The organism is Actinoallomurus sp. NPDC052308 (genome assembly GCF_040679195.1).
GTDB classification, from domain to species: Bacteria; Actinomycetota; Actinomycetes; order Streptosporangiales; family Streptosporangiaceae; genus Actinoallomurus; species Actinoallomurus liliacearum.
This window is the reverse complement of record NZ_JBFAUM010000002.1, coordinates 1005134-1022864: the sequence shown is the minus strand read 5'-3', so window position 1 is coordinate 1022864 and position 17731 is coordinate 1005134. Positions and strand designations below refer to the sequence as shown.

Annotated in this window: 11 protein-coding genes; 5 read left to right on the top strand and 6 right to left on the bottom strand. The window is 73.0% G+C overall.

Annotated features, from left to right (window positions below; all coding sequences use genetic code 11):
• Window positions 1-13 precede the first annotated feature (13 nt).
• The 6 genes from AB0L00_RS10925 to AB0L00_RS10900 all read right to left on the bottom strand — a co-directional run bounded on the left by AB0L00_RS10925 (window position 14) and on the right by AB0L00_RS10900 (window position 10665).
• On the bottom strand, window positions 14-1366 hold the full coding sequence (locus tag AB0L00_RS10925) for a TIGR02679 family protein (RefSeq protein ID WP_364431353.1): 1353 nt from the start codon (window positions 1364-1366) through the stop codon (window positions 14-16).
• Window positions 1363-5526 carry a TIGR02680 family protein gene (locus AB0L00_RS10920; protein WP_364431351.1) on the bottom strand — a complete coding sequence of 1388 codons (4164 nt, stop codon included), beginning with the start codon at window positions 5524-5526 and terminating at the stop codon, window positions 1363-1365. The genes AB0L00_RS10925 and AB0L00_RS10920 overlap by 4 nt, the downstream gene beginning before the upstream one ends.
• Window positions 5523-6647, bottom strand: coding sequence for a TIGR02678 family protein (locus AB0L00_RS10915; protein ID WP_364431348.1), 1125 nt, complete (start codon window positions 6645-6647; stop codon window positions 5523-5525). Before AB0L00_RS10915 ends, AB0L00_RS10920 begins: the two co-directional genes overlap by 4 nt.
• A 22-nt stretch (window positions 6648-6669) precedes the next feature.
• On the bottom strand, window positions 6670-8169 hold the full coding sequence (locus tag AB0L00_RS10910) for a TIGR02677 family protein (protein WP_364431345.1): 1500 nt from the start codon (window positions 8167-8169) through the stop codon (window positions 6670-6672).
• A 347-nt stretch (window positions 8170-8516) separates the two neighbouring features.
• The gene (locus tag AB0L00_RS10905) at window positions 8517-9704 is read right to left on the bottom strand and encodes an FAD-dependent oxidoreductase (RefSeq protein ID WP_364431342.1); all 1188 of its coding nucleotides are present in this window, start codon (window positions 9702-9704) and stop codon (window positions 8517-8519) included.
• 88 nt (window positions 9705-9792) lie between these two features.
• Window positions 9793-10665, bottom strand: coding sequence for an RNA polymerase sigma-70 factor (locus tag AB0L00_RS10900; protein ID WP_364431339.1), 873 nt, complete (start codon window positions 10663-10665; stop codon window positions 9793-9795).
• Window positions 10666-10917: 252 nt separating this feature from the next.
• Here AB0L00_RS10900 and AB0L00_RS10895 point away from each other — a divergent pair, with 252 nt between their 5' ends.
• The 5 genes from AB0L00_RS10895 (at window position 10918) to AB0L00_RS10875 (ending at window position 17715) form a co-directional block, all read left to right on the top strand.
• A complete protein-coding gene (locus AB0L00_RS10895) occupies window positions 10918-12864 on the top strand; it encodes a hypothetical protein (RefSeq protein ID WP_364431337.1) in 1947 nt (648 codons plus the stop codon).
• A 28-nt stretch (window positions 12865-12892) separates the two neighbouring features.
• Window positions 12893-14404 (top strand): hypothetical protein, encoded by a 1512-nt coding sequence (locus AB0L00_RS10890; protein WP_364431334.1) that lies wholly within the window; start codon window positions 12893-12895, stop codon window positions 14402-14404.
• 180 nt (window positions 14405-14584) lie between these two features.
• Entirely contained in the window at window positions 14585-15025 is a 441-nt protein-coding gene (locus AB0L00_RS10885; protein WP_364431332.1) for a hypothetical protein, read from the top strand.
• Window positions 15026-15038: 13 nt separating this feature from the next.
• Window positions 15039-16517, top strand: a complete 1479-nt coding sequence (locus tag AB0L00_RS10880; RefSeq protein ID WP_364431330.1) for a hypothetical protein — start codon at window positions 15039-15041, stop codon at window positions 16515-16517.
• Window positions 16510-17715 carry a S8 family serine peptidase gene (locus AB0L00_RS10875; RefSeq protein WP_364431327.1) on the top strand — a complete coding sequence of 402 codons (1206 nt, stop codon included), beginning with the start codon at window positions 16510-16512 and terminating at the stop codon, window positions 17713-17715. The genes AB0L00_RS10880 and AB0L00_RS10875 overlap by 8 nt, the downstream gene beginning before the upstream one ends.
• Window positions 17716-17731 lie beyond the last annotated feature (16 nt).

Genomic DNA, 17731 nt, shown 5'->3' with positions numbered 1-17731 from the left:
GTACTGGCGTCTCTCAGGCTGAGAGCAGATCGGTGAGGAGGAGTTCGAGGGCGGACTCCTCCTGGACGGCGACGCCGAGCGCGGTCATGGCGGGGGTCAGTTCCGGGTCCCAGAGCGCGTCGACGGGGGCGCCGGTCAGCGGCAGCAGCGGGGTGCCGCGGTCGCGGGCCGTGGCGACGTGCTGCTCGTAGTCGGCCGCTCGCATGCGCCACGGGCGGGCGGCGTATCGGTCGATCACGCGGTTGGCGATGGCGATCCCCGGCCAGTCGAAGTCGCCCCGGTAGGTGAGACGCGCGCCCGCGGCGTGGAGGGCGTCGAGCAGGGTGAGGGCCGTGGTCGTCGGGTTGCCGGATGCGCAGACCAGCGGCCGGACGCATCCGCGGTCGGCGGCGGCCTCGACGACGCGGGGGTTCTCGCAGACGAAGACCTCGGTGCCCGGAGGGAGACGCCACGTGACGCGGGTCAGGTCGCGCAGCGTCAGGTGGGTCTCGTAGCCGGCCCGTGTGCGGTCGCGGAGCAGCCGTACGGCGGGTTCGTCGCCGAGGGGGGCGAGCCCGAGAGTGAGGACCGTGGTCGACACGCGGTCGACGGCCACACCGGCCGCCTCCCACAGCTCGCGCCGGGTGCGGGCGTCCTGTGGCGGCGGCACCTCCATAACCCGGGCGAGGGCGCGCAGGACGATCCGCGACAGCAGGGTGCCGTCGTCCAGGCCGTGCGCGGTTCCGGTCACGCGTTCGGCGAGTTCGCCACGGCCCGGCAGGCCCGCCACATCCGAAGCCACGGCTCCCAGGGCCGCGCCCGGGCCGGTCAGCACGGCCATGATGTCGATGGCCTGGACGATCAGCCGCCTCGCGTTGTCCGGGGCGAGCCGGGCCAGGGTGCCGGCGCGCCGTACCTCTTCCAGCCACGGCCTCGGCCAGTTCGCGTCGGCCAGGCCGTGGGACCGTAGCGCGTGATCCGCGGCGGACCAGGTCGCCTCGGCGGCGGCGCGGCGGGCGTCGCGGGCGGCGGGGCGGTCGGTGAGGGGGCCGCGGAGTTCCGCGACGACCTCGACGAGGCCGCGCTCGGCCGCGCCCGTACGGAGCTGCGCGTCGAGGTCGGCGAGCGCGATCGACACGGTGCCTCCGGCGTACGGCCGGCCGGTGAGCAGAGCGAGGGCCTCGCGTTCGGCGACGGTGACGCCGTCGAGACGCAGCCGGCCGCGTACCTGCAGGCCGTTGCGTTCGAGACGGTCGCGCAGCCGGTCCCACAGCCGGGCGAGGGCGGGCTGGTCGAGCCACGCGCGAGCCCGCGCGGTCATCCCACGCTCGGAGCCTGACGCCTCCGGCTCCCCGGCGGCCATCCCGGGTCCGGCGGTGGAGGTCACGTGCCCACCAGGTGCTTGTGCCGGCCGTCCCAGGTGAAGTGGACGGTGGCGACGCCTCGGACGTGCGGGTCGCGCAGGCACTCGTAGATGTGCAGGCTCGGCACGGTCGCGAAGCAGCCGAACAGGCGTTCGCTGGTGATGATGAAGTCCAGGTCGAGCTCGACCAGCAGGCCGAGCAGCCGTCCGTGCGTCGGCTCGTCGACCTTGGCGAACGCGTCGTCGAGCAGGATGAGGCGTGGTGCGGCCGGGGCGGCGTCGCCGAGCGAGGAGAAGTGCGCCGCGGCGGTCGCGAACAGCACGAGGTACGACACGACGCGCTGTTCGCCCTGGCTGAGCGCGGTGCGGTGGCTGAGCACCCGTTCCCGGTCGGGGTTGGCCTCGTCGGTCACCTTCACCCGGAACGCGAACCAGGCCCGGTAGTCCAGCGCCGTCCGCAGGTGCAGGGCGTATCCGGCGGACGGGTCGGCGCGCCGGGCGTCCTCGATGCGGCGGCGCAGGGCGTCGCGGAGGCGGGTGGACTGGTCGCGGGTGCGCAGTGCCGACGGGCGGCGGAGCAGGTCGACGGCCGCGCGGATGTCGGCGTCGCCGCCGGCCGGCAGCTCCCACACGAGGCGGGTGCCGATGCCGTGCGAGGAGCGAACCTCCTCGAGGGTCTCGTTCATCGCCGCGACGAGGTTGTGCGCGGCGAGGACCTGCCGAGACAGGTGGTCGCCGAGTTCGCCCAGCAGGTACCGCTCGAACACCTCCTGTTCGCGGGTGGACAGCCGCAGCCGGGCCTCGGCGAGGGCCGCGCCGATGCGTGTGCCGACGACGGCGACGTCGTGCGCCCCGGTGTCGTCGTGCAGCGCGAATCGTTTCACGCCGTCCACCTCGTCGACGCCCGCGTCGTACCCGCCCGCGAGGTTGTCGCGCAGTTCCTCTCCGCGGCGAAGGATCAGCGAGTCGCTGACGTCGGCGGACGCCGGGCCGAGCCGGGCGCCGAGGTCGTCGGCGAGGGCGTTCAGCGCCTTGATCCGGGCGCGTACGTCGCCGTCCTGCGCGGCGTCGTACGCACGCAGCGGCTCCTCGACGTCGCCCAGGCCGGCGGCGAGCGGCAGGCCGGGCAGGCCGAGCGGGCGCCGCAGCCGGACACCGCCGTCGACGACGTTCCGCTCCTGTTCGGCGAGCGCGGTGAGGGCGTTCTCGCGGCGTACGCCGGCCTCGATGCGGTCCCTGAGGAGCTCGTCGTGCCGGGACCGGAGCGGCGGGAGTCCGCGTGCCGCCGTGTCCAGGCGGTCCTGAGCCTCGCGTTCCCGCGCGAGGATCTCCTGCTCGCTCGCGCCGACGGACTCCTCCAGCAGTGTCAGTTCGCGCTGTGCGGCGGTGAGCGCCGACCGGGCGGACGCGTAATCGTTCTCGGCACGCGTACGGTCGGCGCGGGCCCTCTCCCAGCCGCCGCGGACCGCGTCGTGCGCCGACAGCCGGTCCAGCACGCGTCCGGCGTCGCGGCCGAGCGCGCCGATCCGGGCGTGCAGGGTGCCGAGGTCGGCGCGGATCCGGGCGAGGTCGTCTCGGTCGGCGGGCAGGCCGTCGGCGCCGGCCTGTGCTTCGGCGCGGGTGCGCAGCCGCACGGCGTCGGCGCGGGACGCCTCGGCCGCGCGGCGGGCGCCCGCCAGGTCCGCGGTGAGCCGTCCCGTCTCGGCGATCGCCTCGTCGTAAGCCGTCCACGCGTCGGTGAGGGCGCGTGAGCGTGGGATCTCGCGTAGCACCCTGCGGAGCGCGTCGCGCCGCTCCTCGATCCGCGCGCGTGTGGATCGCGCGGTCTCCAGCGCGGCCGCCAGCTCCTCGATCCGCGTGGTCAGGGCCGCGATGCGGCGCTGCCGGGTCGCCGCGCGGACGCCCGCGCCGACGTACTCCGGATGGTCCTTTCCGTATGCGCCGCGGGCCACGCCGAGCCGCCAGCGGCCGTCCGCGGCCGCCCAGCTCGACGCCGACTCCGTCTCGCCGAGCCCGATCGAGCGCAGCAGCCGCTCCAGATCGGCCGCGCTCACGCCCTCGGCGGGTACGGGCCGGAGGACGTCGGCCAGGCTCGGGCCGACGACCGGGGTTCCCGGGCGGAGCAGGACGTCGCGCGTGTCGGCGGCCAGCGCGGTGCCGTCGGCGCACACCCAGGCGCCGAGCAGGCCGCTCGCCTCCAGCGCGGCCTCCAGGCCGGTGCGGTCGGCGTCGGGCAGCCCGTCCGCGAAGTCCAGCAGCCGGAACAGCGGAGCGCCGCCGTGCGGTGGCCGGTCGGCGGTGGCGTACGGGGAGCGTGGCGGTTCGGGATCGGACTGCCGTTCCCAGTGGCTCCGCTCGGCACGCGCCTCGGACAGGTCGGCGGCGAGGGAGCGCTCGCGGGCGACGGCGTCGTCGCGTTCGACGTCGCAGGCGGCGAGCACCGGGTCGGTCACCTCGTGCGCGGCCTGGGCGAGGGTCTCGGGGACGTCGCGGTCGAGGCAGCGCTCGGTGACCGGCAGGTCGTCGTCCTCGCCGGGCAGGGCGACGAGCGTCCGCACCGTCGCCGGGTCCGGGAGCCGGTCCGCCCACTCGCGGACGAGCCGGGCGTACGCGGCGGACGCCTCGACCAGGTTCGTGCCGCGCTGCCGCTCGCGGTCCTGTGCCCCGCTGAGCTGTGCCTCCAGGCGCTCGGCGTCCTGACGCAGGGCCGCCGCGCGGCTCTCCGCGGCGGTGACCTCATTCAGTCGTTCGGTGAGCGCGTCGGCGGCGCGCTGCCGTTGCCTGACCACCTTGGTGGCCTCGGCCAGGCCGTCCCGCCAGGCCTCCAGCTCCTCGGCCGTCCCTTCGCGGAACGTCCCGCCACCAGGGCGTACGACCTGCTGAGCGCGGCCGTCCGGATCGGTGACGGGCTCGCTCTCCACCGTGGCCAGCGTCCTGACCGTCCCGGCGGGCGGCTCGCCCAGCAGCGCCTCGTCGATCCCGCACGCGCGGCTGCCGACGCGGGCGTCGCGCAGCGAACCGCGCAGGTCGGTCAGGTCGCGGGCGATCTCGGCGGTTCCCGTGGAGAGCCGGTCCGCCGCGGTCGCCTCACCTTTGCGGGCCAGGTCGGCGGCGGTCCAGGCGCTGCGCGCGGCGTCCTCCACGGCGCGTACGGTGTTGCGCTTCTCCCGCAGGTCGTTCAGCGCGCCGTACGCCGCGCTCTCCCGCAGCGCCCGCAGGTCGGCGTCGGCCGTGTCGCGGGCCTGCTCCAGGCTCGCCACCTGGGCCTCCGTCTCGGCCTCCTGGTCCTTGAGCTGGGCGAGGGCGCGTTCGGCGTTCCCGGCCGCGCGCCGTCGTTCGCGCAGGAGGCCCAGCGCGTCGTCGACCTGGGCGACCCGGCCGCGAAGCACGCCGCGCAGGTAGCCGCGGTAGGCGGTCAGGAACGTCGTCAGCGCGGTGTCGGTCCGCTCCAGCCGCGCCAGTTCGTCGCGTACGGTGTCGAGGTCATCGAAGTTGCGGGCGACCTTGTCGATGACCTCGTCGTCGAGGGGCGGCAGGGCGTCGCTGAGCACCTTCACCAGCTCACCGGACTCGATCCGGTCGCCGATCGTCGGCCGGCGCAGCCCGTACAGCAGGTGCACCAGGTTGCGGTACCGCGCCAGGTCGGTGAGGCCGAACAGGTCCCGGGCGACGCGGGCGCGGTAGTCGGCCGCGCGGTCGAAGCAGTTCTCCGCGCCGATCAGCTCCCGCAGCTCGGCGGGCGTGGGCCGGCGGGCCGGGTCGTGCAGCGGCAGGTCGTCACCGACGGCGAGCGAGGTCACGAAGAACGTCGGCTTCGCCTCGCCCGTCGACTTGGACGCCCGGATCGCGGCGCCGAGCGTGCGGCGTTCGTCGGCGCCGTCGCCGGTGGTCCGGGTGAACTCGATCCACAGGTAGCCCAGCCGGTTCGTGCCGGCCGCCCAGCCGTCCAGCATCAGCCACTTCAGCGTCGTCTTACCGCCGCCGGCGGCGTCGATCCTGCGGGTGTCGCCGTCCAGCAGGAACGGCAGCAGCATCTCCAGGGCCTTGGACTTGCCGGCGCCGTTCTTGCCGCGCAGCAGCAGCCGCCCGCCGCCGAACAGGAACTCCTCGTCGTACTGCCACACCTGGTGGATCCCGGCGCGGCTCAGCCGAAACCGGTGCGGGTTCCTCGGGAGCGGGGTCACGTCGTCACCTCCGGGGAGTAGCGGGCGGCGGCGGCGCGCAGGCGCAGGCCGCCGTCGCCGGACCGGTCGATCAGGCGCATGCGCAGCAGGAGGTCGGTGACGGCCGCGTGCAGCAGTTCGGGCGCGTCGGTGTACCGCTCCGCCCACGCCTTGCGGTGCCGTTCGACCAGCTCGGCGAGCACGGACTCGATCCGCCCCTCGGGGATGCCGGCGGAGCCGCCGTCCGGGGTCAGCTCGGCGACCAGGCGTTCGAGCACCAGCAGCGCGGCCCACGGCACGGTCCCGATGCCGGGGAACTCGAGGTCGCTCAGCTCCCCGGCCGGATCGAGCAGGGCGACGCCCTCCGCCCGGATCTCGGCGTCCAGGCCGCAGAACTCCTCGAACGTGCGCTGCTCGCGGCGCTGGTTGCGGCGCAGCCAGTCGCGTTCCTCGTCGGTCAGCTCGTCGACGTACACGACCGGGGTCTCCACCAGCCGCCGCCGTAGGGCGTGCCGGGGACCGGCGTGCTCGGGCGCGGCCGCCAGCCCGATCAGCTCGTCAGGGGAGGAGGCCCGGCCGATCGGGCCGCTCACCAGGCGCCGCGCGATCTCCCGGTCGACGGTCAGCAGCGCCTCGGCGCCGCCGTCGCCGGAGTAGGACTCCACCGATCCCTCGTCCTCCGCCAGCACGTGCCAGGCCATCAGCTGCTTGAGCGCGGCGACCAGCGCGCGGCGTTCGACGATGCGGTTCGGCTCGCCCAGCTCGATGCCCGCCTCCGCGGCGGCGGCGCGGGTACGGGTGACGATCTCCGACAGCAGCACCTGCTCGGGCGCCGTGACCAGGACCGACAGCGCCAGCGCGAGATAGGCGTACGTGCGGGGGGTGAACGGCGCGCCGGACGCGCGCTCGAGCCACCGGCCGGAGCTCCGGCCGAGACCCGCCTTGAGCAGCCGCGCGAAGCCGGGCTCGACGACGAGGCGGTACCCCAGCAACTGCCCGAACTGCCGGGCCAGCTCGTCGGCGTGCCGCCGGATCAACGGGAACTCCTCCGGATGCGTCACCGGGGTGACCAGGGGCTCGCGCAGCAGCAGCCGGGCCGCGGCGCGCCGCTCGGCCGCCAGCTCGTCGGCGAAGTCACTCATGCGCGCTCCTTCGGGCCTGTGGTCATCCGGCCGCCTCCAGGTCCGGGCGCGCGGCGGCACCGAGGTCGACGCGCAGCCCGTCGAGGACCAGGTCGCCGTCCGCGCCGTGGACGACGGTCGCCGCCCCGGCCGTACGGATGAGGCGGAGCCGGACGTCCAGGTCGTCGTCGGAGGTCTCCGCGTCGTCGAACCGCGGCGGGGCCGCGGCCAGGGAGCGCGCGAGCAGGTCGAGGAACAGCCGGGTGGCCGGGGCGGACAGCCGTACGTCACCGAGCCGCGGGCCCGCCGCGCGCAGCTCGGCCGCCGCGGCACGCTGCCGGCGGGCGTCCTCCTCCGCCCGCTCCCGCAGCCGCGCCCGCTGGTCCGCGTAGTCCTCCGGCCCGGCGGTACGGCCCCGGGGCGCGCGCGAGCCGCGTTCCTTCAGCGCCACGGGGACGCGGGCGGCCGGGCCGTCCCACCAGCTCGTCGTCGCCGGCACGTCCTGGTCGGTGTCCGGGGCGACACCCAGGTGACGCGCCCCGTACAGCCCGAACGCCGCGACGAACAGGTCATGCGCGGTCGCGTCGTCGGCGCCGTCGAACCACTGCGCGAGCCGGATCAGGTCGCGTCGGCGGGACAGCCCGCCGCCCGCCGACCGGATCATGCGCTTGGCGTTGGCCAGCAGCGCCTGCAAGGCCCGCAGCGTCGCGTCGCGAAGCTGGTCGACCTGGCTCCCCTGGCCGGTGTCGTCGAAGAACCACGCGCGCAGCCCCGCCCAGTCGTCGAGCTCCCGGCCGCGGCTCCGCTGGATCCGCACGTCGGCGTCCTGGAGGGCCGCGAGGCCCTGGTCCGCCGCGTCGATGCCCGCCAGGAGGGCAGGCAGCCGCGGCCACAGCCCCTGGATGCTCGCCTCGATCTGCGGGGCGAACAGCGCCACCTCATCGGTGATCGTCTCCGCGTAGTCCAGCAGCAGCTCCTTGAACCCGGTGAACTCCGCGCCGTCCAGGTCGTACCGGAAGATCACCTGGCCGAGGTAGGCGTAGAAGTCGCGGACCGAGTCGGCGAACTGACCGAACTGCGCGAACAGCGTCGAGACGCGGTCCAGCGCCTCGCGCGGGTCGATGCCGCCCGGCCGTCCGGCCGACTCCTCCAGCTCGGCCAGCCCCCGGGCCACGAGGGCGAGCAGCTCCCGGCTCACCTCGCGCGCGGCGTCGGCGTTGACGAGGATCTCGTCCGCCTGCCGCTGGATCCGCTCTCCGAGAGCGGACAGCTGGTAGCGCGACCGGACCCGGTGGTACTCCCGGATGCTGCCCGCCTTCACCGGCCGGGAGCTGGGGATGAGATTCCCCCAGGTCGTCAACGCGTCCAGCTTCGCGGCGACCGTCTCGACCGGGTACTGATCGTCGAGACGCTCGGCCAGGTCGTGCGCCGACAGATCCGCCAAGAGCGTCGAGGTGAACACCCGCATGATCGCGATGTACGCCGCGCGGTCCGGCACGGTGAGATACGTGTACGCGGTCAGCCGCTCCAGGTCTCCCTCCACGGTCAGCCACCGTACGCGCCGAACCGTACGGGAACGGACGACTCGCCGTATCCGCGACCCGATGTGGCCTGCGCGACCTCCCCGCTCGGGGAACAGAGGTCAGGCCGACGAAGCGTTGCCGAGCAGGGACTCGCCCTCCTGCGGGAAGGCCGCCGCGAGGTAGGCCGCGCCGTACGGCGGGGTGACCGGCCACCTCGGAGATCGCATCCCGCCGTAGGAGTGGCCCCACCAGCACGACGCCGGCACCGTCCCCGAACGCGCCGAGGTCCGTGCGCAGGACGTCGGTATCCGCCCGAAGGGCGCCGAGTCACCCTCTTGATGGCGGGCTCTTCGGTTTCCGCTTCTGATCAACGGCGCGCGGTGGCGTGGTCGGCGAGACGGGTGACGTCGGTCGCGTCGATCCGACTTCGGGAGGGGCCGCCGCCGGGGGTGAGGGCGACCAGGCCCGGGTGGCGTTGGGCGGCGAGGGCGCCGCGGACGATGACGTCCTTGTACAGGGCGGCGAGGCGGCCGGTGAGGACGAACTCGACCGGGCTGTCGTCCGCCCGTACGTACTGGATCAGGGCGTCGCGGCGGCCCAGGCTGATGCACTGGTTGAGGTAGCGGAACCGGAACGGGCTCGGCGCGCGCCGGCCCAGGCCCTGGCGGACCGTGCGGGCCACGTGGCGGGCGGCGGGCAGGCCGGTGGCGCACGCCATGCGGAGCTCCTGGCCGTCCTGCCGGTGCATCGCCGCCGCGTCGCCGATCGCGTACACCTCCGGATGCGACACCGAGCGCAGCGTCGCGTCGACGAGCATCCGGCCGTGTTCGTCGACGGCGAAGCCCGCCTTCCGGGCCAGGTCCGGGACGCTGAAGCCGGCGGCCCACACGACGGTGTCGGTGGGCACGTGGTCACCGTCGGCCAGCAGCAGGCCGTTCGCGCGCACCTCGGTGACCCGCGCGTTCTCCAGAACGTCCACGCGGAGCCGGTCGAGCGCGCGCCGCAGGTGGCGGCGGCCGCGTTCGGACAGGGCGGCGCCGAGGCGGCCGGCGGTCAGCAGCCGTACGGTCAGCTCCGGCCGCGTCTCCGCGAGCTCGGTCGCCGCCTCGATCCCCGTCAGGCCGCCGCCGACCACCGCGACGGTGCCGCCGGCGGCGAGCCGCTCCCGCAACCGTACGGCGTCCTCGCCGAGGGCGAGCGGGTAGGCGTGTTCGGCGACGCCGGGGACGCTCTCGGCGTCCGACCTGCTGCCGAGCGCGTAGACGAGCGTGTCGTAGCCGAGCCGCCGCCCGTCGGCCAGTTCGACCTCGCGTTCCGCCGGGGCGATCGCGGTGACCCGGCCCAGGACGAAGTCGACGGACGCGCCGTCGAGCAGGTCCGCGATCGCCCGCGTCCGTACGTCCTGGCCCGCCGCGACCTGGTGCAGCCGTACCCGTTCCACGAACCGGTCGCTCGCGTTGACCAGCGTCACCCGCGCGCCGTGGTCCTTGGCGATCAGCCGGGCCGCCACCAGACCCGAGTAGCCCGCGCCGAGCACCAGAATGCGTGCCGTCATCTCAACCGTCCCTTCGCCGGAGGATGTCCGTCGACAGGGGTGACTCGGTAGGCCCGCCGGTTCGTGACAGCTCCGGCGGTGACGGTGGTCACATGCCGTGGGCGGCGGCGTACGCGAGCTTGTCCGGGTTGAGCACGGAATGTAGGGCGGCCACCCGGTCACCGGCGAACTCGAAGGCCAGGACCATGTACGGCGCGCCCGCCTCGCTCAGGACGACCGCCGGCCGGCCGTTGACCGTACGGATCTCGATGTCCATGCCGGCGGCGCGCGGGTGGGCGGCCAGGCCGCAGATCATCCGCGCCACGTGGGACGGTCCCACGACCGGGCGCCGGGCGGCCGTGACCTTGCCGCCGCCGTCGGACCAGGCGACGACGTCCTCGGCGAGCAGTTTCTCCAGGCCGGCGACGTCGCCCTCCGTGGCGGCGGCGAGGAAGCGCAGCACGATCTCCTCGCGGTGGGCGGGGCTCGCGGTGAACCGCCGGCGGGGTTCGCCGACGTGTTCGCGGGCGCGCCGGTAGAGCTGTCGGGCGTAGGCCTCGTCGATGTCCAGGACGTCGGCGATCTCCGCGTGCCGGTACCCGAACGCCTCGCGCAGCACGAACGCCGCGCGCTCCGGCGGGGTCAGGCGTTCGAGCAGCATGAGGACGCCGAACGACAGCGACTCGCGCTGTTCGACCGTCTCCAGCGGGCCGAGCCGGCCGTCGTCGGTGAGGATCGGTTCGGGCAGCCAGGGGCCGACGTACTTCTCCCGGCGGGCGCGGGCGGAGCGGAGGCGGCTGAGGCAGAGGTTCGTCACGACCTTGGTCAGCCAGGCCACCGGGACCTCGACCGGCCCGCTCGCCGCCCAGCGCAGATAGGCGTCCTGGAGCACGTCTTCGGCCTCGGCGGCCTCGCCGAGCATCCGGTACGCCAGACCGAACAGCCGCGGCCGATGCTCCGCGAACTCCGCGACCTCGTCCATGCCCCCTCCTCGTACGGCGCCTGCGGACCGCATTCTCCATCGCACGCCGGACGGGGCACGAGGGGGGTCTATTCGACTTGCCTGAAATGGCTTTTTCGGTTTTCCGATTTTGGGCGCTCTGTTCCCGACGTGCGATCGACGATCTTAATCGGGAAATGAACCGCCGGGCGCTCGATGTCGTCATATTGCTGCCGTGGAAAGGCGGCAGTTACGCTGGTCGATCTCGCGTGCGGGTAAAGACAGGGGGCGGGAATGGCGATGCCGCCGGGTGGGCGTGCCCGAATCTTCGGCCGGGACCGCGCCGTCCTGGTCGTACAGGAGTTCATGGAACGCCCTGAGCAGGAGCGGAAGCGCGTCACGCGGGAGACTCCCATCCTGCTCTTCGAGGGGCCGCGCGGCAGCGGGAAGACCGCACTGCTCGATTGTCTCGGTGATTTTCTCGAGGGGAACGTCCCGTACGCCCGCGTCGATTTCGAGGCGATCGGCAGCGTCGCGGGGTACGAGGTGCTGGCGGCGCTCGCCTTCGAGCTCAATCGCAAATGCGGGGATTACGGGCGGCTCGGATTCCCCCGCTTCATCATCGGGCGCGCCGTCCTGGAGGAGAAGCTCGACGTCAAGGACCACGCGCGGGCGTACGCCCAGGTCAAGGCCCGCCTGGAGCAGTACCGCAACGTCGCGGCCCTGCGCGGGCTCGTCCAGCGGGTCGCGCCTCCGCTGCAGGCCATCCTCGGGATACCGCAGCAGATCCCGGTGCCGGACTTCGCCGGGCTGCTCGTCGACGGCCTGCTGGCGAGTGGGCGGCGCGGCCGCCGGCTCCTGCTGGGCGCGGGCCAGGACTGGTACGGCGACCAGGACCTCGGCCTGGGCCGGGACCCCATCGACGAGCTGATCCGGCTGAACGTCCGCTTCCAGGCCGACAACCGGGAGATGGTCGACGGCCTGCTCATGGCGGCGTTCCTGGCGGACCTAAGGGACAACTTCGAGAACCGGCGGGCGGCCAAACAGCCGTTCACCGCCGCCGTGCTGCTGGACAACGCCGACACGCGGGATGGCCAGCAGTTCCTCCTCGACCTCGCGCGTAGCCGCCAGGACCGGGTGGCGGACGGCCGCGCCGCCGACCCGCTGACGTTCGTGGCCACCAGCCGGGGGCTGCTGACCACCCGCGTCGCCCGGAACATCCGGCCGTACGCGCGCCCCGACAACGCCGGGCGCACCGACCGGCGGCGGCGCGGCCCGGCCGCACGCTGGTGGTACCCGATCGTGCTGCCCGACCTCGACGAGGGCCAGGTCACGACGATGGTGACCGGGCTGGGCCTGCAAGCGGCCAACGACCGCCGCATCGCCACGATGATCTACCAGTTCACCGGCGGCCACCCGGGCGGCACTCGCCGCCTGCTCTGGGCGATCGCCGACGAGCCGGACGGGCCGTACGACGTGCGGGACCTGCTCGACCGGCCGGACCCGTCGGGCACCGGCACGGTCGGCGAGCGGCTGACGGCCGACCTGCTCGGCCACCGTACGCAGCGGGAGCTCGACAAGCTGCTCATCGCGGCGGCCGCCCGGCACCAGGACGACGCGGACCGCCTGACCGTTCCCCGCGGGCTGCTCGACTCCGACGCCGAGACCGTTCACACGCCGGACCTGTGGGGCGGCGGCGACCCGCCGGAGCCCGCCGTGCTCGAGCCGGTCCTGCGGCGAGTGCTCCTCCGCCGCCTGGCCACGGCCGACGGCGCCGCCGACTGGTCCACCGTGCACCAGCGGCTCCGCGTCGCGGCGCAGGCCGAGAAGGACGAGGCCGGCGAGCTGTACCACGCCCTCGCGCTGGGCGACGTTCCGCTGGTGACCCGGCGGCTCGCCGACCGGCTGGCCGGGCTCGACGGCGAATCGTGGCTCGAACTGCTCGACGCGGTCGTGGCCGCGCCGCGCCGTACGAGCGGTGGCGCCGAGCCCGCCGAGGAGGCGCAGGCGCTCGCCGCCTGGGCGGACACCGAGAAGGAGCCCCCGGCGGTGCAGGCGCTGGCCCCGCTGGTGACGGCGCTGTGGCTGGTCACCGACCCGCTCACCGGCGTACGGCGCCGGGACCTGCACTACGACGCCGCCGCCGGCTACGACGCGATCACACGGTTCTGCCCGCGTCGGCGGCAGGTGCTGCGGCTGCGGGCCCAGGACCACCGCAACGAGGCGCCGCTATGGGACTGAGGCCGGCCGACTCCGGGAGGGTGACAGCGTGACCAGCGGCGACAACCCGTTCGAACGGCCCCGGCACCGGCGCCGCCTGCTGCTCGCCGGCGCGGCCGTGGTCGTGCTCCTCCTCGTCGCCGTCACGGTCGTCGTGATCGTCGGCCGGCTGGGGCGGTGCGCCGCCGGCGTACCGCGGATCCACGGCGAGTGCGTCGGGGTGACGGACGGGCGCGACCACGACCACCCGTGGTTCGCCGCCAAGGGCCAGGAGAAGAACTGGAAACCGCTCCTCAAGGCCATCTGGGACGAGAACCAGCGGGTACGCCACAGCGGCAAGGAGTACGTGACCGTGGCCTACCTCGGACCGTTCTCCTCGGCCCCGGAGCGGGACCTGGCGACCGGCCGCATCATCCCCGAGCTCGAAGGCGCGTACGTCGGGCAGCTCCGCGCGAACCGCGGCGAGGGCGGCGGCGATCGCCCGCAGATCCGGCTCGTCCTCGCCAACCAGGGCGGCGACCAGAGCGAGTGGCGGCGCGTGGTCCGCCGGCTCGAGGACATGACCGGGGCACCGGACCACCTCGTCGCCGTGGCCGGACTGACGCTCAGCACCGCGGCGACCGTCCAGGCGGCCCTCGAACTGTCCAAGGCGAAGATCCCGATGGTCGGGGACGTCATCTCCGGCGACGGCTTCGACACCGAAGGCGCGGCGCGGGCCGCCGTCGGCCTGGGCAGCGGCCCGATCCCCGGCCTCACCCGCGTCAACCCGCAGGTCGCCGACGAGCTCGACGTCATCGGCAAGGTCCTGGCCAAACGGCACGACCTGCGCACGGCGACCCTGGTGACCGACCAGAAGGCCACCGACCTGTACGCCAGGTCGCTGCGGACCGACTTCACCAGGAATGCCGTGCTCGACTCGTACCTGAAACGGCACCACGCGCTGGAGGAGGTCTTCACCGCGGACCGGCCGGACGAGCCGGGGCTGCCGAACCAGTTCTCCGTCATCGCCGGCAACATCTGCGGCTCGGACCAACCGGACATGATCTTCTACGCGGGGCGGCAGAAGTTCATCAAGACACTGTTCGGCTACCTCGCGGAGCGCTGCCGTCGCCCGATCACGCTGGTCACCGGCTCCGACGCCTCGGCGATGGCGGACTACCCGGGACCCGGCTCGATCATCTACGCGGCCCTGGCCGACCCCGACGTGCTGGCCGGGGACCGGAATCCCTCCCGCAACGCCTACCTGGGCTTCCTCGCGGAGTTCCGGCGCCACTTCGACGTGGCGGACCTGCGCACCGGCTGGGCGATCATGGCGCACGACGCGATGCTCACGGCGGCGCAGGCGATCCGCCGTACGACCGGTCCGGCGGGGAAGGACGACCCCATTCCGGAGAACGTCCGGAACATGCTCTACGCCCAGCACGCCACGAACCGCGTACTCGGCGCGTCCGGCGACATCGACCTCGGCCCGACCGGCAACCCCGCGCACCGTCTCATCCCGGTCATCCAGGTAGCGCCCGACGGCAAGCGGACGGTCCTCGATGTCTCCTCCTCCTCCTGACCTCCGAGTACGACAGATGTGGCCGCAAGTGGCGAGTAAAGATTGCTTTACTCTCTATCGACTCTCAGTCAGGTTTCTTCTATCTTGCACGCGTTGTGCGGTCTCAGGCGGGAGTCTGGCACGGTTCCCCGGCTCTTGCCCGGAGACTCACGGGGGCGGCGGTAGACGGAAGGAACGGGGATGACGGGGAAGCAGGACGATCGACATGAGCCGCTGAGGCTTCCCGACTGGTGGCCCAGTGCTCGTGGACACGTCAAATTCCCGACCGACGGAAGCCTGCCGACGGCGTCGAAGGCACTGGACGGGCATCTCGACGGCCTGGACGAGGCCATGAGAATGATCGCCGAAGAGGGGCTCGTCGGGGCCGAGGCCATCGGGAACTGGGACGCCGGACAACAACTGGCGCGAACGGTCAAGACCGCTCACGAGAACATCCTCGAGGTCTACCGGGAGTTCCAACGTCAACTCGCAGCCGCGTCCCAACTGCTCCTCACCCAGCACCGCAATCACAACGACGCCGAGGAAGCGTCGTCCAAGGCGTCACGGCGGCTGGACGACGGCGAGGCTCCGCCTTTGCCACCGACCATCCCGACCCAGCGGACCGCGCCGTCCGTGGACTGATTCGGGGACACGAATGAGCGGCTCCAAGACGTATCGGATCAAGACGGGCGCGCGGCCGTCGGGACATCCCGCCAACTACAACTACACCGAGATACAGACCCTTCTCGAGGCCACGGACCATGAGAAGGTGTCGACCGCCGGTGCGGCGTACAACAACGCGGCCAGGATCGTGGGGATGGTCGCGCACGAGCTGTACGTGGTGGGCACCAAGCTGTCGGAGAAGTGGGAGGGCGCCGACGCCGACGCGGCGCAGAAGGCGCTCGGGCAGCTGTATGCGACCGCGAACGAGTTGTTCGGGCGGAGCCAGCAGGCCGGTGCGGCGCTGCAGACCTACGGTGCGGCACTGAAGCAGTTCAAAGGTCTCCAATGGCCGAACTGGCCGACCGGCGGCGCCAGCCCAGCCGAGGACGAAGGGCGTCAGACGGCCGCCAACAGGGTGATGCAGGCCGTCAACCATCAGATCGCCGCGGCCTGGGACGCCATGCCGGACAAGGTGCAGCAGAACCTGCCGACTCTGGGCGGTCATCGAAGGGAGACGCCTTACAGTCCCGGCGTCGGCTCTCCTCGAGTCGGTGGTGGCGTAGGCGGCGGTGGCGGTGGCGGTGGTGCACCGACCGGTGGCCGGCTGCCGCATTCGCCGCGCTTGCCACATGTTCCGCGGGGGAGCGAAAACGGGCTTCCCACGATCCCGGACGGCGGGCATGGTGCGGACCTCGCGGGCGGCGGTCCTTCGACGGGTGGTGGGTTGGGCACCACACCTCCGGACACCGGGAACCCCTTGCCCCCGGGACTGTCCGGCGGAGCCCCTTCGAGCCCCGTCGGCGGCCTCACGTCGGGCGGTATCGGCGGACCGTCGCTGCTTCCAGGGCCTGGCGCGTTTCCCCGCGGCGGTCCGGGTGCCGGCAGAGTGCCGTCGGAGTCCGGGATGAGCAGTGCGGAGGAGGTGGCGGCCTCCCGCGCCGCCGCGGTAGAAGAGGCCGAGGCGTCGCAAGCGGCGCGCGGAGTGGTGGGGGCACCGGGCGCACCGGGCGCAACCGGTGGTGCGGCCGGGACAACGGAGACCGAACGTGAGCGCACGACGTGGCTCGCCGAAGAAGAGGCGACGTGGGGCGCTGAGGAGGACGTCATCGGCCAGGCGCTCGGAACGCCGACGGCCGCCGGGTCCGACGGCAAGTCGGAGACCGAGCTGCGACGTAAGAACTGGCTGGGTGAAGACGAGGACGTCTGGACCGGGGGAGAGACGGCGGGGTCGGGCACGATCGGGGAGGCACCGCCGCGGCACGACGAGGCAGTTGCCGGTGAGGTGCTCGAGGTGGTCAAGGAGTCGGACATCTTGGATCCCGAACGCCTCCAGGAACTGCTCGACGTCATCATCGCCCCCGAAGAGGAGACGGCGGGTACCTCGAAGAGTGCGGCCGGTGCGTCCCCCGGGTTGCTGGACGACCTGGGCGTCGAAGAGGTCAATGACATCGACCGGCTGCTGAATGGCTAGGCGGACGGCGCTCTGGGCGCGCCGCGTCCTCGCGGCCGTCGGCGCGATGGCGGTCACCTTCACCGGGACGCCCGTGGCCGGGGCCACTCCTCAGCCTCGTGCTGAGGAGTGGTGGTTCTCGACCTGGGACATCCAAAAGAAGGTCTGGCCGCTCTCCACCGGCAGAGGGGTCACCGTCGCGGTACTCGACACAGGAGTGAACGCGAGGCTCGCCGACCTCGCGGACGTCGTCTTGCCTGGAACCGATCTGACCGGGCGGAAGGACGACGGCCGCACGGATTTCGACGCGGAAGGCGGCGGCCATGGCACCGGTATGACCGCTCTCATCGCCGGCCAGGGGCCGACGATGGTGGGAATCGCACCGGGAGTCAGAATCCTGCCGGTCACCGTATACCGGGACAACGCGAATTACGCCCTCGAGGACACGCAAGCGAAGGGAATTCGCTACGCAGTCGACCACGGGGCCAAGGTGATCAGCATGTCGACCGGGGACGTGAGCCCGCGCGGACCTCTGCACTGTGATTACTACATACAGGACGCGGTGGACTATGCGATCAAGCACGACGTGGTCCTGGTCTCCGCCGCCGGTAACGATGGAGACACGACCAACGCGACCGCCTCCCCGACATCATGCCCCGGCGTCGTCGGCGTCGGGGCCGTCGACTACCAGGCGAGACCCTGGGTGAAGACTGCCCGGCAGCCCTACGTCGTTGTCGCCGCGCCTGGAGTGGACACCGGATCGATCGGCCGGGCCGGAGTGTTCAGCAACGCCTCCGGGACCAGCGGATCGACCGCGCTGACGGCCGGAGCGGTAGCGCTGGTGCGGGCCAAGTTCCCGAAGATGTCGGGGCGGCAGGTTGTGCAGCGGATCATCGCCTCGGCGCTCGACACCGGCCCCCGGGGCGTCGACCTCCAGACGGGCTACGGCCTGCTCCGCCCGTACCACGCGCTGACCGACAGGGTGCCCGCGAACGCGCCGAACCCGGTCTACGAGCGCTGGGACAAGGAGCAACATAGCAGCGCGACCGCCACACCCTCCCCGACCTCCTCGGCCCCCCATTCGGTCGTGGCGAAGCCAGACCGTGGATCCGGCGGCTCATCGTCGATCCTGTACGCGGTCGGAGGGATCGCGGTTCTCTCGCTGGTGGCCGGTATCGGGGTTTTCGTATTCCGCCGCAGGCGGCATTTTCTCTCATGATGGTGGAGGATGGCGA